We start from the raw sequence: 17,780 nt of genomic DNA on the forward strand, positions 1-17,780 counted from the left end.
ACTACTAACAACAAAGTAACGGAAAAGTATGTCAAACATTCGCGAAGTTGCACGTCGCTCCGGTGTTTCCGTCGCGACCGTGTCCAGAGCCCTGAAAGACCCGCAAATGGTTTCTCCGCGGACCAGGGAGCGGGTGCTGAAAGCGGTGGAAGAGGCCGGCTATCGGCCCAATATGTTGGCGAGAAACTTTAGTTCCGGCAAGTCATTTGCGGTGATGGTTCTGGTCCCAAATATCGCCAACCCATTTTTTTCCAAAGTTATCCGAGGGATAGAAAAGGCAGCTCAAGACCAGGGTTATTCCGTATTGCTGGGAGATACCAAGGGCGAACCAGCTCACGAGCAGTTCTATGCGGGAATGGCGCTGACGAATCAGGCAGATGGGCTTATTCAACTGGATAGCCGCTATCCATTTGCAGAGAAAGATGCAGCTTTAGCAGCGTCGATTCCAATGGTAAATGCGTGTGAGCGCATTGCTGAAGACGACCGCTATCCGGTTGTTGAACTGGATAATTCCGGCGCGGCGCAAGCCATGGCTCGCCATTTGATCGAGCTGGGTCACCGCCGGATCGGCATAGTGACCGGCCCGCTTAATAGTCCGATTGTGCGTGATCGCCTGGCCGGCTTTGAGGAGGAGATGCAACGGCACGGTCTCGAATTGAATTCTGACCTGGTTGTAAACGGAGAATTCACTATGCCGTCTGGTGCGGAGGGTGCAAAAAAACTGCTCTCTTTAGCCAGTGCGCCTACCGCCATTTTTTGTATGAATGATGAAATGGCTATTGGTGCTGTTCATCAAGCGAAGGAAATGGGTTTGCAAGTGCCTGCGGATGTGTCGGTGGCGGGCTTCGATAATATTGAGTTTTCGCAATTTACGGACCCGCCCCTGACAACAATTGACCAGCCCGCAGAGAAGCTGGGCAGATATGCGATGGAAACCTTGCGCCGCATTATTGATGGAAAACCGTTAAAAGCGAGCCGAACTATTTTGCCCTTTGATTTAGTGGCAAGGGGAAGTACGGCCCGCCATCAGGATTAATAAAGTGCGGATGTAAAACCATCGCGGCAAACTGATTAGATAAACACCAATTCATGTGGAGATAACAATGATGAAAAAATTCACTGAGACAAAATTTTGCACGTCTTTACTGGCTTCTGCAGCACTGCTAGTCACATTGGGGGGTTGTGAACGGATGCCGGAAAAGTCCGGTATACAAGCGGATAAGGACTGGAGGCATTTATTCGACGGTAAAACGTTGCAGGGTTGGACCGGTGCCAATGGCTCCCATGTAGGAGAGGCCTGGCAGGTCGTTGATGGCAACCTGGTGCTCACTGCTGGTGGAGCGGGGGATATCGTCACTGCAGATAAGTTTTCTGATTTTGAGCTGGAACTGGAGTGGAAGATATCTGAAGGCGGAAACAGCGGCATTATTTATCGGGTAGCTGGTGGCAATGCACCAGTCTGGATGTCAGGTATGGAATACCAGGTACTGGATAACAGTGCTTTTCCCGAACTGGAAAAACTGAGCCACAGCGCGGGATCAGTCTTCGACTTGTATGCACCCAGCGAGGATGAGGTAAAGCCGGCAGGAGAATTCAATAAAACGCGTATTCGAGTGGAGAATGGTCGGGTTGAACATTGGCTGAATGGAAGCATGATTGTCAGCTATGAACTCTGGTCTGAAGATTGGGATACACGTCTTGCCAACAGTAAGTTTTCCTCTTACCCCGATTTTGCCCGTAGTGAGAGCGGCTTTATTGCTTTACAAGACCACGGCGACAAAGTGTGGTACCGCAATATCAGAATTCGGGAGCTGTAAATCATGGGTATTTCAGGTGTGGGTATTTGGCAGGTACTTATTGTTCTTGTGTTAGCGGTTCTACTATTTGGTAGTGGCAAGATCCGCCGTCTGGGAGAAGACCTTGGAGGAGCGATTAGTGGTTTCCGCCGCTCATTGCATCAAAGCGATAAGGATGACACTAGAGAAGGTTCCCCAGGTAACTTGTCTGGCAATCTACTCCAAGCTGGGGAGCGGGAATGAAGCGTAGAACTTTGCTACAGGTTGGTGCCGGCTTTGCTGCAGCTGCTTTTACCGCCCCCTTGTTTGGTAATAGTGGGCGAATCATTACCAATACCCCGGGTGGCCCTGTGAAAATTTCCCTGGCCCAATGGTCCCTGCATCGGCAATTGCGAAGTGGCGCTCTCAAGGTATTGGATTTCCCTATTAAGGCAAGAAAGGAATTTGCAATTGACGCGGTAGAGTATGTCAATCAGTTTTTTGCCGATAAGGCCAGGGATCAGAATTTTCTTTCAGCGTTGAGAGTGCGTGCAATAGATCACGGGGTTAAAAGCCTTTTGATTATGGTTGATGCAGAAGGTGATCTTGGCAACCCAAATGCTAGCGAAAGACAACTAGCGGTAGAGAATCATTTCCAGTGGGTTGAAGCGGCCAAATATTTGGGTTGCCACTCTATCAGGGTGAATGCTGGCGGACAGGGTAGTAGCAGGGAGGTTAGTTCCGCTTGTAGAGATGGGCTGCGGGCTCTCTCAGAGTTTGCCTTGGATTTCGACATCAATATTGTGGTGGAAAACCACGGTGGCTATTCCTCAAACGGACTTTGGTTATCCCAGTTATTACAGTCAGTGGATATGCCGAACTGTGGAAGTTTGCCAGACTTTGGAAACTTTGGTGACTACGACCGCTACTTGGGAGTAGAGCAGTTGATGCCCTTTGCCCGCGGAATCAGCGCAAAGAGTTTTTCATTTGATAAGCGGGGAAATGAGACCAATACGGATTTTGCCCGGATGCTGCGGATAATTCAAAAGGCGGGTTACAAGGGGCATATTGGGATTGAGTATGAAGGCGCCGGCGGTGAAGACTGGGGAATCAATGCAACGAAAGAGCTTTTGCTGCGCTTGTCGCGACAGGGTGAACTACATAGTGAGTAAGTAATAATTATTTGGTTAAAATGTAACCGGTTACTTGTGTTTTTTGATCAAAATACTTAGGGATTTCTAGGTTCGTTAAAAATGTTTATAAAAATTAATCTTTTTGGTTAAAAAACATAAGTTAGACATTAGATGTAACGGATAAGTAAAAAATTTTGGCAAAAAATGTAACCGGTTACAGATTTATCTTGTAGGTTATTTAAAATTAAACGAGTAAAACAAAAATAATTGATGAAGTAGGAGAGAGGCGATGCCGAATGATGACTTCGAGAAGAAAGAGTATGACGCGCTGATTGTTGGGTCTGGTGCTGGCGGCGGTATGGCTGCCTATGTACTAGCCAGTGCAGGGCTAAAGGTTCTACTGCTGGAGGCGGGGAGATCCTATGACCCGGTTAAGGAAACCCCAATGTTTAACCTCCCAAAAGATGCGCCTTTGCGTGGGGGGAGCACACCGGAAAAGCCGTTCGGTTTCTATGATGCAACGGTTGACGGAGGTTGGCAGGTACCCGGCGAACCCTACACTCAGGGCTCCAGAGAAAGAGGCCGCCGTTTTGACTGGTGGCGTGCTCGTATGCTGGGTGGCCGTACGAACCATTGGGGACGGATTTCCCTGCGAATGGGTGAGTATGATTTTAAACCCTACTCAAGGGATGGGCTCGGTTTTGATTGGCCGATCAGTTACAACGATCTCGCTCCCTACTACGATAAAACCGAGATGCTCATTGGTGTCTATGGCACTAACGAGGGATTAGAAAACACTCCTGACTCCTCCGAAGGAGTGCTGCTGCCACCCCCGAAGCCCCGTGCCTATGAACTCCTGGCCAAAAAAGCGTGCGATAGACTGGGGATCCCTGTAATTCCCTCTCACCTGGCTATTCTCAGTGAGCGCCTAGATCACGAAAATATTCCGCAGAAACTATTCCCGGAAAATAAACTTGCCCAGGACGTTACCCGGGAATCGATGAAATCTCGTGCAGCCTGTTTTTGGGCCACGCCCTGTGGTCGCGGTTGCTCTATCAAGGCGAATTTCCAGTCCACGACTGTACTGCTGCCACCGGCATTAGCGACGGGCAACCTGGATATCATTACTGATGCCATGGTGCGTGAAGTTACCGTTGATAAGAAAGGTAAGGCAAACGGGGTTATTTATATTGATAAAGATACCCGTCAGGAAAGATTTGCCAGTGCCCGCGCTGTGGTTGTTGCAGCCAGTGCGGCTGAAACTTCGCGCATTCTCCTTAATTCCAAAAGCACTTTATTCCCCGATGGTATCGCCAATGGCAGCGGTGCCGTAGGGAAATACCTGATGGATACAGTGGGAGCTGGTATCGGCGGGCAGATTCCCGCTTTGGAAAGTATGCCTGCCCACAACGAGGACGGCGCATCGGCGATGCACATGTATATGCCCTGGTGGTTGTACAAGGAACAATTGCGTGGTGACCTGGATTTCGCCCGTGGCTACCACATTGAATTCGGCGGTGGTCGCAGTATGCCGGGCGCAGGTGCCTTCGGCGGTATGGGTGATTTTACCAATGGTGCTTATGGCAAAGACTTGAAAGAAGCCTGCCGGCGTTACTACGGCTCCTTTGTGTGGTTTGACGGTCGCGGGGAAATGATTCCCAACGAGGACAGCTACTGTGAAATTGATAAGGACCAGGTAGATCAGTGGGGCATCCCGGTGTTGAAGTTCCATTGGAAATGGAGTGACCAGGAATTGAACCAGGCCGCTCACATGCACAAAACCTTTGCTGAAATCATTGAGGGTATGGGTGGTAAGGTCACCTCTACCGTGCAAACCGACGGTGCCAAGGCAATTATCAACGGCGGTGCGATTATTCACGAAGTCGGCACCGCGCGCATGGGCTCAAATCCGAAAGATTCCGTGCTCAATCCTTACTGCCAGTCCTGGGAAGTACCGAATCTCTTCCTTACTGACGGCGCACCCTTTGTCTCCAATGCTGATAAGAATCCAACCCTGACCATTATGGCGCTGGCCTGGCGCACCTGCGACTACATCGTGGACCAGTTCAAGAAGAGGAATATCTGATATGAGCGAGGAAAAAACCAATCTGGGTCGGCGCAACGCCCTGCGTTTGATTGCTACCACCGCTGCTGCAGTTCCAGTCATTGGCTGTTCTGAGAAAGTAGCGCAAAAAGTTGTAGTGAAAGAGGAGGTGCCAGCGGCTGAACCGGTAGTAAAGAACCTGGACGCCCCGAAGCAGACTCTTGCCAGGGGCACGCCGACAGATCCGGATCTCCTTAATCCCGTTGTGCCTTGGGAGATGCAGCTTGAAATAGGTGAGTTAGCGGTATTGGCAGCACTTTGCGACGTCATTATTCCCGCAGATGAAACTTCTCCGAGTGCCTCTTCAGTAGGTGCCCATCACTACATCAACGAATATGTCAGCGCCCCATATTCCAATAATAAAGCAGATCTTGTCACGATTCGGGGAGGAGTTGTTTGGCTGGAGGGTGAGTCCAAGCGCAGATTTGGAGGTTCCTTTGTCGATCTGAATGAACCTCAAAAAGTAGCCATCTGTGAGGATATCAAGTGGACTCGCACGGCGAAGCCAGAGTTCCAGGCTGGTGCTCGTTTCTTTGCCAAAGTTCGAGTTCTCGTGTCCACCGCTTTCTATACCACCGAGGAAGGTATGGCGGATATTGGCTATGTGGGTAACCGACCAATGGCGAGTTTCCCTGGAGCCCCCCCTGAAGTTCTCAAGCGACTTGGCTTGGATAGCTAAAAACGCTTTTTGCTTTAGCGCTATACGCACATATAAAAATATCGAGACAGAACTGGATCGATAAGAGTAGGGCATATTCCGGTGGCCCGGCAAATGATATGTCGGGCTTTTAGGGTGAACGGAAAGCTAGAAAAAAATAATAAAAGAGAAATTTGAGCAATGAGAGAAATACCCTTAAATACAAATCGCCAGCTAGATCTATTGCGGACGTCCGTAAGTGTTCTAGTGTTGTGCAGTGTTGTCGGTATGGCAAATGCCCAGAGCACCAGTGAATCTGATACAGAGAGTCTGGTGCTGGAGGAGGTAGAGGTATTGGGTATTCGCCGGAGCATGGAGAAAAATCTCGATGTAAAGCGTTTTTCCAATGCGGTGGTAGACTCAATCACCGCTGAAAATATGGGTAAATTCCCCGATAAGAATGTTGCAGACTCTTTGCAGAGGGTTCCGGGAGTATCCATCGTTCGAAGCGGCGGCGAGGGTGCCGAGGTAAGTATCCGAGGAACTGCACCTGAGCTCACTTTTACCCAGCTAAACGGAAACTATATAGCCACTCCCGGCGATGATCCATCCCGATCATTTTCCTACGCATTGCTACCTTCAGCGATGATCTCCCGAGCGGATGTGTATAAAAGTCCAGAAGCAAAACTGGATGAAGGCGGGATAGGTGGTACTGTAATTTTACACACCCGCAAGCCACTGGACCTGGATTCCGGGGAGGGCATGTTATCCATTGAGAGTACTTATGCTGATGTTACTGGGGAGTACGAACCTCAGTACACCGGTTTTTACTCATGGAAAAATGATCAGGAAACCTTTGGCGTATTGTTTGGATACTCAAAGCAGGATCGTCAGAACCGGGTAATTAGCACCTCGGTAGAAAACTGGGGTTGGCAGGGAGATGAGTCCCCCCAGACTGGCGTAGAGGCCAGGGGGCCGATGGTGGATATCGACGGTAATGAATACCGGGATTTCTATGCGCCGCGAGCCGTTGTCGGTAGTGTATTGGAAGAGGAACGGACCCGGGATGGCATGCAGCTAAGTGCCCAATGGCGTCCGGTAGAACAGCTGGAATTTGGTGTCAATTATTTCCGCTTTGAGCTGGGCGGCAACTCAGAGAATTATCGTATCGTATTTCCTGAGTGGAACTACGGGGATGCAATAGCGCCGGGCAGTCTCAAGTTTGATGAAGATGGTGATACTCTTCTCGGCATTGGTATGCTCGATCGGGGCCAGGCAGAGTTACAGTCTCCACAGGTAGCTGGTGACTACACTCGAGCGGAATATATTTCGGATACGCTGGATTTCAATATCAGTTACGAGGGAGATGGATATAGTGCTCGGTTGGTAGTCGGTAATACCAGTGCAGAGGGCGGCCCCTCTGAGAAATTGTTTGCATCAGTCAATTCCCGTTATGGCACTGCAACCGATTGGAGCTGGGATCTCAGCAGTGGTACTGCTGAAATTGATACCAGTGCAGATCTGGGAGATCCCAACACTTATCCTTTATATGACTGGTTCTCATCCCATTGGACCAGCAGCGAGGACGAGGAGAGTTACTACCAGCTGGACGTTTCCATCGATATGGATTATGCCTGGCTTACCTCCCTGGATGTTGGGGTTAAGTACCGGGACCATGAGATAAACCGCCGCATCACCAAACAATCCTGGGATGATGATAATCCTCCCTGTCCAACGATTAACTGGGGTGATGTTGATGGAGCTTGTTACCCCTGGTGGCCAAGTGATTCATTCCACACTGACCCCGATGGTGTGCCCGACACAATCGATATCCTTTCAAACGGCCCTCTCGATAATATTATCGGCGGTGTGAATGTGCCAAATTTCGCTTATCTGGAGTTTGATAAGTTAAAAGAGTTTCTATACGCAACCTATGGTGACCCTACGGTAATCGTCGAGAAAAATCAGGTTTACCGGGTTGGTGAGGAAATTACGGCTGCTTATGTACAGCAGAATTTTGCCTCGGCAGTCCTGCGCGGAAACTTTGGTATTCGAGCAGTCCAGACCAAGCAGTATGCGAGCACCTACGACAATATTGATGGGGTGTTACAGGACGAACCCAATATTCGTGACAGCAGCAATACTGATATTTTACCTAGTGCTAATATCGCTTGGGATATCTCCGATGAACTGGTTATGCGCGCAGCTCTCGCTAGAGTCGTAGCGAGAGTGGAATACGATAATCTCGGTGGTTCTGAAGTGATCCACGCTCCTTTGCCCGGCTCAACAGTCAGTCAAGGGTATGCAGGCAACTCTGAATTGGAGCCTTATAAAGCTGATCAGTTTGATTTGGGGCTGGAGTGGTATTTCGATGATGCCTCTGCTGCAGGACTGACCTTGTTCAGAAAAGATATTGCTTCGTTTGTAATCAACGGCAGTTCTATGGTGACAAGGGATATCGATGGTGTTACCCGGGCAGTGTCTATGTCTATGCCGGTCAATGGCACTGATGCTACCGCACAAGGTGTAGAACTGTTTGTTCAGTATGCCTTTGATAATGGCTTTGGAGTCTATGCAAACTATACCTTCACAGATACGGAGCTAGCTGAGATTGACTCTGAAGGTATCAAAACCAAAACAGAAATTGCCGGCACTTCAAAGGACCAGTACAACCTATCCCTTTACTATGAAAATATCGACTTTAGCATTCGCGCTTCTTACAATTATCGCAGTGACTATGCAGACGGATTCCACAATGGCATGAACACTTTCACTGATGAATACGATCAGTTGGATGTTAATGCATCTTATCGCTTGATGGATAACCTGACGTTGACCGCCTCAATAATCAACCTTACCGAAGAGAAGGTGGATAGATATTGGGGTGAGGAAAACAGGGTCTGGGGCTCCTCATATTCAGGCCGACGAGCTTATATGGGGCTGACATATAGTTTCTAACCTCATTGCTACCCAGTCACGCGGACACAGGGACGTGTCCGCACCTTTCTGTAAATTTTTAATTTCATATCAGCGTACTCAGTTTAGGCGCAATTGAGTATTTTATTAGCTCTCATATATCAATTCGATCTAGGAAATGTGTGCATTTTATACTAGTACTCAGTTGAAGGAGTAATTTAAAGTAGTTTGAATGGAGGGATTTATCATGAAAAGGGTATATATAGAAGACGCAACACCCTATGCTCTGGGAGTTTGTGTCACAGTCTACACTACCTGTTAATAGAAGGTAGTTTTTCACAAAAAGTGAGATGGCCCTTGAAAATGAGGGACGTCTCACTCAGGGCTAATACAGACAAATCAAGAATTTATCGATTCTGCCTTTCTAGTTTTTTTACCAGTTCTAGTAAATATGATGGTTAAGCGATGATGAAAGGCGCTGCTTTATTAGATAATTTCTTTCTCTATTTCAGTGAAAATGAAGTCATCTTGTGGGATGTTGTTCATCACGATCAGTGGGCTTTGGATAAAGAAACCCTCATAAATATTCTGGATAAATTTTATTCCGATGTGCAGACAGGAGAAACTAAGGCAGCAGATTTCCTTCAAAGTAATGGAGCCTTCATCAGTGGTGATTTAGCTCGGAAACAATGGGGTTGGGATGTACTATCCTGGTTTTACCATTATGGCACCAAGCTTTCGTTACCGCCCTCGACTGAGGGCAAAGAAGGGGCTAGTGAAGATCCCAGGGTATCTTGGGTAGGACAGTATGTTGACTACTGTAAACAGGTGCCGGAAAAGGCTAAAGGCAAGTACAATTATCCAGAAGTGGATATTCCACTGAATAGCTTTCCTACCACCAATCAGTTGGAGTCTGTGTTTGGGACCCGGTTTTCTTCACGAAAATTTGTACCGGGTACCACTTTAAAACGTGAGCTTTTGGAAAAAATACTTTTTCATTGTGTAAAATTTCGTACTTCTCCGTTTGTTGAAAAGTTTTATAAGGCCCACTCAGACAAAATAAATTATTTTGGATATTTTCGCAGCAGCCCTGCTGGCGGCGCCTTACAAGCTACAGATATTTACCTGATAGTGCATTCGGTACAGGGGATTGATCCTGGTATTTACCTTTACAATCCAATTGATCATGGATTGACCAAAGTCGGAGGTCCTGTTAGCCATGATAAGATCCGCCGCTTGCTGGTCGGTCAGCCCTATGCCGAGGGTGCCGCAGTTAATATTTGCTTTGTCTGCAAATTTAATCGGTTCTGGTCCAAGTATCGTCATTCCCGTATCTATCGGATGGCTTACCTTGAAGCCGGCCATCTATCTGAGAATATATTTCTCTATGCACACTCTCTTAAGCAAGACGTATTTATAGCGGGCGCTTTTTACGATGAAGAGTTTGAGAGTCTGCTGAAGTTGGATAAAGACAGTGCCATGGTCTTCTTTATGGCTATTGGTGAGGGAGAACATGCTTGTTTTCCTGTTGAGTACTTGCCTTCTGATTCAACAAAATTGGTTTAATGGGTAATAGTTAAGTGTTTTTGTTAGATAAGAGCGCTTTGACTTCGCTGTAACCAATGATTTAAGGGTCAAGATAACGAGTGGGGGCTTTCCTATAAACAGTGAAAGAGAAAAGGTATCTATGGTGAGGCGAGCACTGTAAGGGAGTATGCCCCACCGACATTGATAAGGTGCGTTAGTGCAGGGTGTGGACCAACCGTGAACTTAAGCGCATGGTGGGGGAGAAGCGGATCATATCGATTAGAGAGTCGATATAGCGTTCACCGAGTTCGCCGATATCTTCAATTCTTGAGGATAAGAGCCAAGTTTCAATCACACCGAACAGGCCACCGTGTAACATCTGCATCGCGAGGTCTGTATCAAGATCTTCGGGCAGTTGGCGCTCGGATACTGCGAGGGCAATTAGTTGTGCCATTCGCTCAAGCCCGCGGGTGCGCCCTTGCTTCATACGCAAGTGGGCTTCATTGTTCTCGGTAACCTTTTCTTCGCAGGGATGGAAGATAATCTCAAGTACTTGCTGCCACTCTGGGTTACAAGCAATTTCCTGAAACAGCCACACCCAGCGGGTTCGCAGTGTACCGAGGGGATTGGCGTTGAGTTGCTCGCCGGCGTTATGACAAAGTTGTTCGCCGGGTAGTACCATGCGTTCTGTCAGAGCGAGTAGCAAACCGGTTTTGCTGTGAAAGTGGTCGGTAACAGCACCGCAACTAACTCCAGCCAGCTTTGCGACCTCGGAAAGGGAAGGGCGACACACTCCATATTCATGAAACACATTGAGCGCGGCGTTTAATATACGCTCACGAGTGGTTAAAATTTGCTCATTTCTGCGTTTGGTCATAGGGAACAGCGGCTTCTTTAATCAATTATTAGTTTCACTCTGGCTCATTTTTGCAGCATTTAACCGCAAGTGTGCAAAGGGATTTTATGTGCAAACCCCTGAATATACTGGGTGAAAGTGCATGTTAGATGAAAATTGCACGATTATGAACAGTTGATCCTGTTTCCTACGTACTCATAAAATGCCACGCTACTTTACTCAGATTTCCTTGTCACTTAAAAATTCCGCTAACTGCCAGTATTTTGTCTGCGCAGTCATTTTTAGAGGTAACCATGTTAAAAGCCCGAGCTCTCACCAGCCTTTTGGTCGCTTCCGCATTGTTGGCGGGATGTAACGAGGAAGCTTCGGCTCCACCGGGAATGGCCCCCCAAGTGACCGTAGTCACACTTCAGTCGGAATCCGTCACTCTTACCAGGGAGCTGCCGGGCCGGACTTCACCCTTTAAAGTGGCCGAGGTTCGCCCGCAGGTTAATGGCATCATAAAACGCCAATTGTTCCGTGAAGGCGGCCAAGTTAGTGCAAATCAGCCGCTTTACCAGCTAGATGACGCTCTTTATCGTGCTGACGTCGATAGTTCCAGAGCAAGTTTGCAAGGCGCAAAGGCGGCTATGAACATTGCTCGCCTCAAAGCCGAGCGCACCGCGAACCTGGTGGGGAATGGTGCTGTCAGCACGCAGGAAAATGATGCTGCGGAAGCCGATCTTCAGGAGGCCCGAGCCGATGTAGCCGCAGCTCAGGCGGAGCTGCACAGGGCGGAAATCCAGTTGGAATATGCGCGGGTCACCTCTCCGATTACAGGCCGAATTGGCAAATCTACAGTTACTCAAGGCGCTCTGGTAACGGCCAATCAGGCCGGAACTTTGGCTACTGTGCAGCAACTAGATCCGATCTATGTTGAGGTTACCCAGTCGGCAGCTGAACTTGTTAGCCTCCGCCGAGCGCTTCAAGCGGGCACATTGGCCGACGCCACTCATCTACCTGTGACAATCCTATTAGAAGATGGCAGCAAATTTGAACACCAGGGCAAGCTAGAGTTTGCCGAAGCTAGTGTCGACCCCTCAACGGGCAGTGTGTTGTTGCGAGTAGTTGTTCCAAACCCGGATACCATGCTGTTGCCGGGTATGTATGTGCGCGCAATTGTCGGTAGTGGTGTCCGTGAAGACGCAATTTTGGTACCTCAACAGGGAATCGCGCGGGACCCTAAGGGCAACACCTCAGCCATGGTTGTTAATGAGGAAAATGTGGTTGCCCAGCGATCTGTGCGGGTTAGTCGTACGATTGGCAATCGCTGGCTAGTGGAAGATGGGCTCGAGGCCGGGGACCGGGTCGTAGTTGCCGGGCTGCAGAAAATTCGCCCGGGAGCCCCGGTACAGGCCAGCGAGCGCGAAAATGAGCAGCTGCCGGCGGCTGAAGGCGATCAACAGGCTGGCAAAGCGCCCGCACAGCAGGGGTCTTAAGGGTAGGGGTTATGGCAAGTTTTTTTATCAATCGGCCCATCTTTGCCTGGGTGCTGGCAATTATCACGATACTGGCAGGTGTGTTGTCTATCGGCGAGCTGGCAGTTGAGCGCTATCCAAATATCGCGCCACCGTCGATCAATATTGAGGCAAATTACCCGGGCGCTTCCGCCAAGGTGGTTGAGGATTCGGTTACTCAAATCCTTGAACGCAACATGAAGGGCCTCGATGGTCTCCTTTATATGTCCGCCACCAGTCAATCCAACGGTGGCGTTTCAATCTCTTTAACTTTCGAGAATGGAACTGACCCGGATACGGCCCAGGTCCAAGTGCAAAACAAAGTGCAACTGGCGATGCCGCTGCTGCCACAGGAGGTCCAGGTACAAGGAGTAAATGTTAGTAAGTCTCGAGGTGGCTTCCTAATGGTTGCCGGCTTTGTGTCTGAAGACGGCAGTATGAACCGCAATGATATTGCTGACTATATCAATTCGGCCATTGTTGACCCGATCAGCCGGGTACCAGGCGTGGGCAATGTGCAGGTATTTGGTTCCAAGTACGCGATGCGGATCTGGCTCGATCCCAATAAGCTCACTACCTATGAACTTACCCCTGGTGATGTTACCGACGCAGTGCGGGCCCAAAATGCACAAGTTACGGTCGGAAGCCTCGGTGCTGCCCCCTCTATTCCAGGGCAACAGCTAAATGCGGCAATTACTTCCCAGGAACGTTTGCAAACCCCTGAGGAGTTCCGGGATATTATCGTCAGAGCCAATGACGATGGCTCGCTCTTGCGCCTGGGAGATATTGCTCGAGTTGAGCTAGGTGCGGAGAATTATGAGTTTATTTCCCGTTACAATCGCCAGCCTGCAACCGGCATCGCTATTAACTTGGCGACTGGGGCCAATGCCCTGGAAACTGCTGATGGGGTGAAAGCCAAGTTGAAGGAGCTGGAGGCTTACTTTCCCCGAGGCCTGACTTCGGTAGTACCATTCGATACGACACCGTTTGTTGAGGCATCTATTAAGGGTGTTATCTCTACCTTGATTGAAGCGATCGTCCTGGTGTTTCTGGTGATGTATCTGTTTCTTCAGAACTTCCGTGCCACGTTGATTCCGACGATTGCGGTACCAGTGGTGCTAATGGGTACTTTTGCCGTGCTTGCTTCGCTGGGATTCTCAGTCAATATGCTCACGATGTTTGCCATGGTGCTTGCAATTGGCCTGCTTGTGGATGATGCCATTGTGGTGGTGGAAAATGTCGAGCGGGTGATGCGGGAGGAAGGGCTCTCCCCTAAAGAAGCCACTAAGAAGTCGATGCACCAGATTACTGCGGCACTGATTGGCATTGGCGTAGTTTTGTCGGCAGTGTTTGTGCCTATGGCATTTATGGATGGCGCCACCGGCGTGATCTACCGTCAGTTCTCCGCCACGATTGTTGCCGCTATGGCGTTGTCAGTGTTGGTGGCGATTATCCTGACACCAGCGCTTTGTGCGACCTTGCTGAAACCAATATCCAAAGGGGAGGGGCATGGGGAGAAGGGCTTTTTTGGCTGGTTCAATCGCAACTTTGATCGAGGTAGCAAGCGCTATCAAGGTGGAGTGCAAGGTATTTTGAAGCGCAGCGGTCGCTTTATGCTGTTGTTTGTTGCGCTTTCCGCAGTCATGGCCTTCCTATTCCTACGGTTGCCCAGCTCGTTCCTGCCGGATGAGGATCAGGGTGTGCTGTTCTCCATGGTGCAGGCGCCAGTGGGGGCAACCCAGGAGCGCACTATGAACTCTATCCGAAAAGTAGAGGACCAGTTCCTGAACAATGAGCAGGGTATCGTGAAATCAGTATTCTCGGTACAAGGGTTCAGCTTTGCCGGTAGCGGGCAAAATACCGGTATTGCTTTTGTAAATTTGGAAGATTGGTCCCAGCGCGAAGAAGAGTCTCAGAGCGCTGGGTCTGTCGCCATGCGGGCGATGGGTGCCTTGATGCAAATTAAAGATGCGATGGCTTTCGCTTTTGCACCTCCGCCACTTCCCGAGCTGGGTTCTTCTGGTGGTTTCAACTTCTATCTTCAGGATAATGGCAGTTTGGGTCATGAGGCTTTAACTGCAGCCAGGAACCAGTTTCTGGGAATGGCCGGGCAGAGTGAACTTTTAGCTAATGTTCGCCCCAATGGCCAAGAGGATACACCACAATTCCGAGTAAAAATTGATAATGCAAAAGCCGCTGCGCTTGGGTTGTCTATCGACGATATTAACAGCGCCTTGAGTACAGCATGGGGCGGTTCATATATTGATGACTTTATCGATCGCGGGCGGGTAAAACGAGTGTATATGCAGGCTGATGCTCCCTTTAGGATGGTCCCGGAAGACTTCCAGTTATGGTCAGTGCGTAACGATAAGGGCGATATGGTACCGCTATCATCCTTTGCCAGTTTTGGCTGGGAGTACGGTTCCCCCCGCTTGGAGCGCTATAACGGCGTTCCCTCAATGCAGGTTAATGGGCAGGCTGCACCCGGAGTCAGCTCTGGTGAGGCAATGGAAGAGGTTGAGCGTCTAGTGGCGCAGCTACCCGCTGGTATTGGTATGGAGTGGAGTGGTCTTTCATATCAAGAGCGCTCTGCTGGAGCACAAACCCCATTGCTGTATACCTTGTCCCTTTTGATTGTGTTCTTGTGTTTGGCTGCTCTCTATGAAAGCTGGACAGTGCCGACAGCAGTACTATTGATGGCTCCTTTGGGAATCCTGGGTGCGGTACTGGCCAATAGCCTAAGGGGCATGGAGCGCGACATTTACTTCCAAGTGGCGATGCTGACTACAGTGGGGCTAACCAGTAAAAATGCCATCCTGATTGTGGAGTTTGCCAAACAGAACCTGGAAGACGGTATGGAGTTGGTGGATGCCACGATGCGAGCTGTACGGGACAGGTTACGCCCGATCTTAATGACATCTCTCGCTTTTGGTTTGGGGGTGTTGCCCTTAGCCATAGCAACCGGAGCTGGCTCAGGTGCCCAAAGGGCAATCGGTACCGGTGTGTTCGGCGGCATGATTGTTGGAACTCTACTGGGAATCTTCTTTATCCCACTGTTCTTTGTTGTGGTGCAGCGGTTGTTTGGCAAGAGAGTGCAAAAGCAGGAAGTGGAGCTGGCTAAACAAGACATCTCGTCAGAAAAAAGTGAGAGAGTAGAAGCGGCCGAAGCGCTTTAACAGAGCTTTAACTATAAAGTAAATAAAGCCAGGCCAGGTTAATGGGCCTGGCTTTTTACTTTCTGGCCCCCCATAAGTCACAAGATCCCTGAATAGGGTGCTACTGCCAGTCTCAAGATACAAAGTGAACCTCTTTAGTTCCAGCTCCGCCAACATGTGATCGTTTTAAATTATTCGCTGAAGTAATGAAGCATTAGCAATGATTTAAATCAAGAAGCCGAATAGTGTTTGGAGTCAAAATGCTAATCCCAGGCAAGGTGAGTAGCTATCCATACATGATTTAGCCTCACTTCCAAGCTAGATAGAGTGCAGTATAGAAGCCTGATATGGACGTTCATAGATTATTACTTCTATGGGGCCACCGATATTGCATAAATGTTATTAGCAGATAATTTAAAGTGAAGAGTCGGGATGGATTTAAAAGTTAAAGAAGGTCAAGTGTGGAAATATGATAATCGAGAGGGCGAGGAGAATTCGCGGGTTATCATATTAAAAATTGAAGAGTCTAAGGACGATTCAATGGTGGTACATGCTCAGATTTCAGGCATTAAAATTTATAACCCTAATAGTGGAGAGGTCATTGAGGAAATTACTCATATGCCGTTTTCAATTGAGGCACTAGGGGCAAGCATATCTGAACTAATGGGGGAGTGTGAGATACCTGATTATGAGGACGGCTACAATTCATGGAAACGAGAGTATATTAATGGCAATGCTGGCGTGTTCACTATTTCTATAGGAGAGGCAGTGAAGTATATGGATGATGCGGTGAATAGCTAACAATAGCCTTTTTACTACATTTCAAAAACAAATATCCTTTTATGTGATAACCGTCTCAAACTTATAGCCCCTAATTAAAGTTGCAGGGGCTCAACGCATTGAATTATATCGAGAAGGCAACTCTATTCGTTTAGTAAAAGCTCATTATTTCTGATAGTTCAGTTGGCAAAATGCAGTGCCTTGGTGGGTTGCTTATACTTATCTATCAACCATATATTGTGGAATCAAGTTGCAGCTAAACAGGATTGGGGTCTCTGTAAGAAATACTTAACCTGAATGAAGCTGACTTACCAAAGACGTCAATATGCTTTGAGTTCCTTGAGGATGGAAGTGGTACACCGGTACCCTATAAATATTCGTTTTGGAAAGACATTTCTTGATACAATCGTCTCGTATTCGTGGTGAAATGGAATTGCTTATTTCAAATGGCCTTAGATTTGGAGTGAGTGAGGTAGTAGCGGGAGAATGTCGATGTTTATTGCTGACTCTGACAAAGAGTGGGAAAAGTTTGGCAAAGAAGATGCTTATTACGGTGTTCTAACCGAAGAAAAATTTAGGAAGGAAAACTTAACAGATAGCGCAAAGCAAGATTTCTTTAAAACGGGACAAAGCCATGTTCACAATATACTGACAAAAGTGAAACGGCATGTAGATGATGGCTTTGTCGTCAAAAGGGCGCTTGATTTTGGCTGTGGAGTTGGAAGAGTAGCGATCCCTTTAGCGTATATTGCTGAAGATGTTACAGGTGTTGATATATCTGATTCGATGCTTATGGAGGCTAGAAAAAATAGTCATGAGCAAGGCTTAAAGAATATTGAATTTGTGAAAGCTGATGAGAAGCTTTCTCTTGCTCAAGGGAAATTCAACTTCATACACTCCTTTATAGTGTTTCAACATATTCCTGTTAAAAAAGGGCAAAGACTGTTTCGTCTTCTGCTTGATAAGTTAGAATCGGGTGGGGTTTGCGTTGCCCATTTTTCATACACCAAAACTTCAAAACTGAAAAGGTTGACTTCATTTTTGAGCAGTACTGTGCCTTTTTCAGGGAATATCCTTAACCTTCTTAAAGGCGATCCTTTTATGGCTCCAAGAATGCAGATGAATAACTATGATTTAAATAGGTTACTTTCTCTGGTTCAAAGGGAGGCTATGTCAAATTGCTATCTGGATTTCACGGATCATGGTGGTGCGCTTGGGGTTTCACTCTATTTCAAAAAGGTGTAAAGAGGCGGCAGGATTTGCAAGCATTGCTACTGGTGCCTTAGAGAGAAGAACAGACCATTTCAGAGGTAAAGGGTTGAAAGATCTGGATTATTAAAAATCTTAGTTCTACGAGCAAGTACTGTCATGTAGTCGAGAATATAGAAATAAAACTAACAG

The 17,780-nt window shown here is 48.1% G+C and carries 13 protein-coding genes; 12 read left to right on the top strand and 1 reads right to left on the bottom strand.

Annotated elements, in window-relative coordinates:
- Positions 1-28 precede the first annotated feature (28 nt).
- The 8 genes from ACJJIM_RS08795 (at position 29) to ACJJIM_RS08830 (ending at position 10,131) form a co-directional block, all read left to right on the top strand.
- The gene (locus ACJJIM_RS08795; protein WP_444913015.1) at positions 29-1,036 is read left to right on the top strand and encodes a LacI family DNA-binding transcriptional regulator; all 1,008 of its coding nucleotides are present in this window, start codon (positions 29-31) and stop codon (positions 1,034-1,036) included.
- A 67-nt stretch (positions 1,037-1,103) separates the two neighbouring features.
- Positions 1,104-1,817, top strand: coding sequence for a 3-keto-disaccharide hydrolase (locus ACJJIM_RS08800; protein WP_413665734.1), 714 nt, complete (start codon positions 1,104-1,106; stop codon positions 1,815-1,817).
- Positions 1,818-1,820: 3 nt separating this feature from the next.
- The gene (locus tag ACJJIM_RS08805; RefSeq protein ID WP_444913016.1) at positions 1,821-2,039 is read left to right on the top strand and encodes a twin-arginine translocase TatA/TatE family subunit; all 219 of its coding nucleotides are present in this window, start codon (positions 1,821-1,823) and stop codon (positions 2,037-2,039) included.
- Positions 2,036-2,947 (top strand): sugar phosphate isomerase/epimerase family protein, encoded by a 912-nt coding sequence (locus tag ACJJIM_RS08810; protein ID WP_444913017.1) that lies wholly within the window; start codon positions 2,036-2,038, stop codon positions 2,945-2,947. Before ACJJIM_RS08805 ends, ACJJIM_RS08810 begins: the two co-directional genes overlap by 4 nt.
- Positions 2,948-3,197: 250 nt before the next feature.
- Complete coding sequence (locus tag ACJJIM_RS08815) at positions 3,198-4,994, top strand: GMC oxidoreductase (protein ID WP_444913018.1); 1,797 nt, start codon at positions 3,198-3,200, stop codon at positions 4,992-4,994.
- A gap of 1 nt (position 4,995) precedes the next feature.
- Entirely contained in the window at positions 4,996-5,691 is a 696-nt protein-coding gene (locus ACJJIM_RS08820; RefSeq protein WP_444913019.1) for a gluconate 2-dehydrogenase subunit 3 family protein, read from the top strand.
- A gap of 159 nt (positions 5,692-5,850) precedes the next feature.
- Entirely contained in the window at positions 5,851-8,607 is a 2,757-nt protein-coding gene (locus ACJJIM_RS08825) for a TonB-dependent receptor (protein WP_444913020.1), read from the top strand.
- 423 nt (positions 8,608-9,030) lie between these two features.
- A complete protein-coding gene (locus tag ACJJIM_RS08830; RefSeq protein WP_444913021.1) occupies positions 9,031-10,131 on the top strand; it encodes a SagB/ThcOx family dehydrogenase in 1,101 nt (366 codons plus the stop codon).
- Positions 10,132-10,306: 175 nt separating this feature from the next.
- On the opposite strand, the gene ACJJIM_RS08835 is transcribed toward ACJJIM_RS08830, so the two are convergent.
- Positions 10,307-10,969 (bottom strand): TetR family transcriptional regulator, encoded by a 663-nt coding sequence (locus ACJJIM_RS08835; protein ID WP_413665740.1) that lies wholly within the window; start codon positions 10,967-10,969, stop codon positions 10,307-10,309.
- A gap of 272 nt (positions 10,970-11,241) precedes the next feature.
- Here ACJJIM_RS08835 and ACJJIM_RS08840 point away from each other — a divergent pair, with 272 nt between their 5' ends.
- The 4 genes from ACJJIM_RS08840 to ACJJIM_RS08855 all read left to right on the top strand — a co-directional run bounded on the left by ACJJIM_RS08840 (position 11,242) and on the right by ACJJIM_RS08855 (position 17,624).
- Complete coding sequence (locus tag ACJJIM_RS08840) at positions 11,242-12,426, top strand: efflux RND transporter periplasmic adaptor subunit (RefSeq protein WP_444913022.1); 1,185 nt, start codon at positions 11,242-11,244, stop codon at positions 12,424-12,426.
- Positions 12,427-12,437: 11 nt separating this feature from the next.
- Positions 12,438-15,620 carry an efflux RND transporter permease subunit gene (locus ACJJIM_RS08845; protein WP_444913023.1) on the top strand — a complete coding sequence of 1,061 codons (3,183 nt, stop codon included), beginning with the start codon at positions 12,438-12,440 and terminating at the stop codon, positions 15,618-15,620.
- A gap of 411 nt (positions 15,621-16,031) precedes the next feature.
- On the top strand, positions 16,032-16,400 hold the full coding sequence (locus tag ACJJIM_RS08850) for a hypothetical protein (RefSeq protein WP_413665743.1): 369 nt from the start codon (positions 16,032-16,034) through the stop codon (positions 16,398-16,400).
- A 471-nt stretch (positions 16,401-16,871) separates the two neighbouring features.
- Positions 16,872-17,624: a class I SAM-dependent methyltransferase gene (locus tag ACJJIM_RS08855; RefSeq protein ID WP_413665744.1), complete on the top strand. Its 753-nt coding sequence runs from the start codon at positions 16,872-16,874 to the stop codon at positions 17,622-17,624.
- Positions 17,625-17,780: the final 156 nt, after the last annotated feature.

Source organism: Microbulbifer maximicatervae (SeqCode), assembly GCF_052467615.1.

Excerpts from the sequence above, each read along its gene's own strand:
- ACJJIM_RS08815 (WP_444913018.1), top strand. The coding sequence starts at position 3,198 with ATGCCGAATGATGACTTCGAGAAGAAAGAGTATGACGCGCTGATTGTT.
- ACJJIM_RS08795 (WP_444913015.1), top strand. The coding sequence starts at position 29 with ATGTCAAACATTCGCGAAGTTGCACGTCGCTCCGGTGTTTCCGTCGCG.
- ACJJIM_RS08845 (WP_444913023.1), top strand. The coding sequence starts at position 12,438 with ATGGCAAGTTTTTTTATCAATCGGCCCATCTTTGCCTGGGTGCTGGCA.
- ACJJIM_RS08820 (WP_444913019.1), top strand. The coding sequence starts at position 4,996 with ATGAGCGAGGAAAAAACCAATCTGGGTCGGCGCAACGCCCTGCGTTTG.
- ACJJIM_RS08810 (WP_444913017.1), top strand. The coding sequence starts at position 2,036 with ATGAAGCGTAGAACTTTGCTACAGGTTGGTGCCGGCTTTGCTGCAGCT.
- ACJJIM_RS08855 (WP_413665744.1), top strand. The coding sequence starts at position 16,872 with ATGTTTATTGCTGACTCTGACAAAGAGTGGGAAAAGTTTGGCAAAGAA.
- ACJJIM_RS08835 (WP_413665740.1), bottom strand. The coding sequence starts at position 10,969 with ATGACCAAACGCAGAAATGAGCAAATTTTAACCACTCGTGAGCGTATA.
- ACJJIM_RS08850 (WP_413665743.1), top strand. The coding sequence starts at position 16,032 with ATGGATTTAAAAGTTAAAGAAGGTCAAGTGTGGAAATATGATAATCGA.
- ACJJIM_RS08800 (WP_413665734.1), top strand. The coding sequence starts at position 1,104 with ATGATGAAAAAATTCACTGAGACAAAATTTTGCACGTCTTTACTGGCT.
- ACJJIM_RS08805 (WP_444913016.1), top strand. The coding sequence starts at position 1,821 with ATGGGTATTTCAGGTGTGGGTATTTGGCAGGTACTTATTGTTCTTGTG.
- ACJJIM_RS08825 (WP_444913020.1), top strand. The coding sequence starts at position 5,851 with ATGAGAGAAATACCCTTAAATACAAATCGCCAGCTAGATCTATTGCGG.
- ACJJIM_RS08840 (WP_444913022.1), top strand. The coding sequence starts at position 11,242 with ATGTTAAAAGCCCGAGCTCTCACCAGCCTTTTGGTCGCTTCCGCATTG.
- ACJJIM_RS08830 (WP_444913021.1), top strand. The coding sequence starts at position 9,031 with ATGATGAAAGGCGCTGCTTTATTAGATAATTTCTTTCTCTATTTCAGT.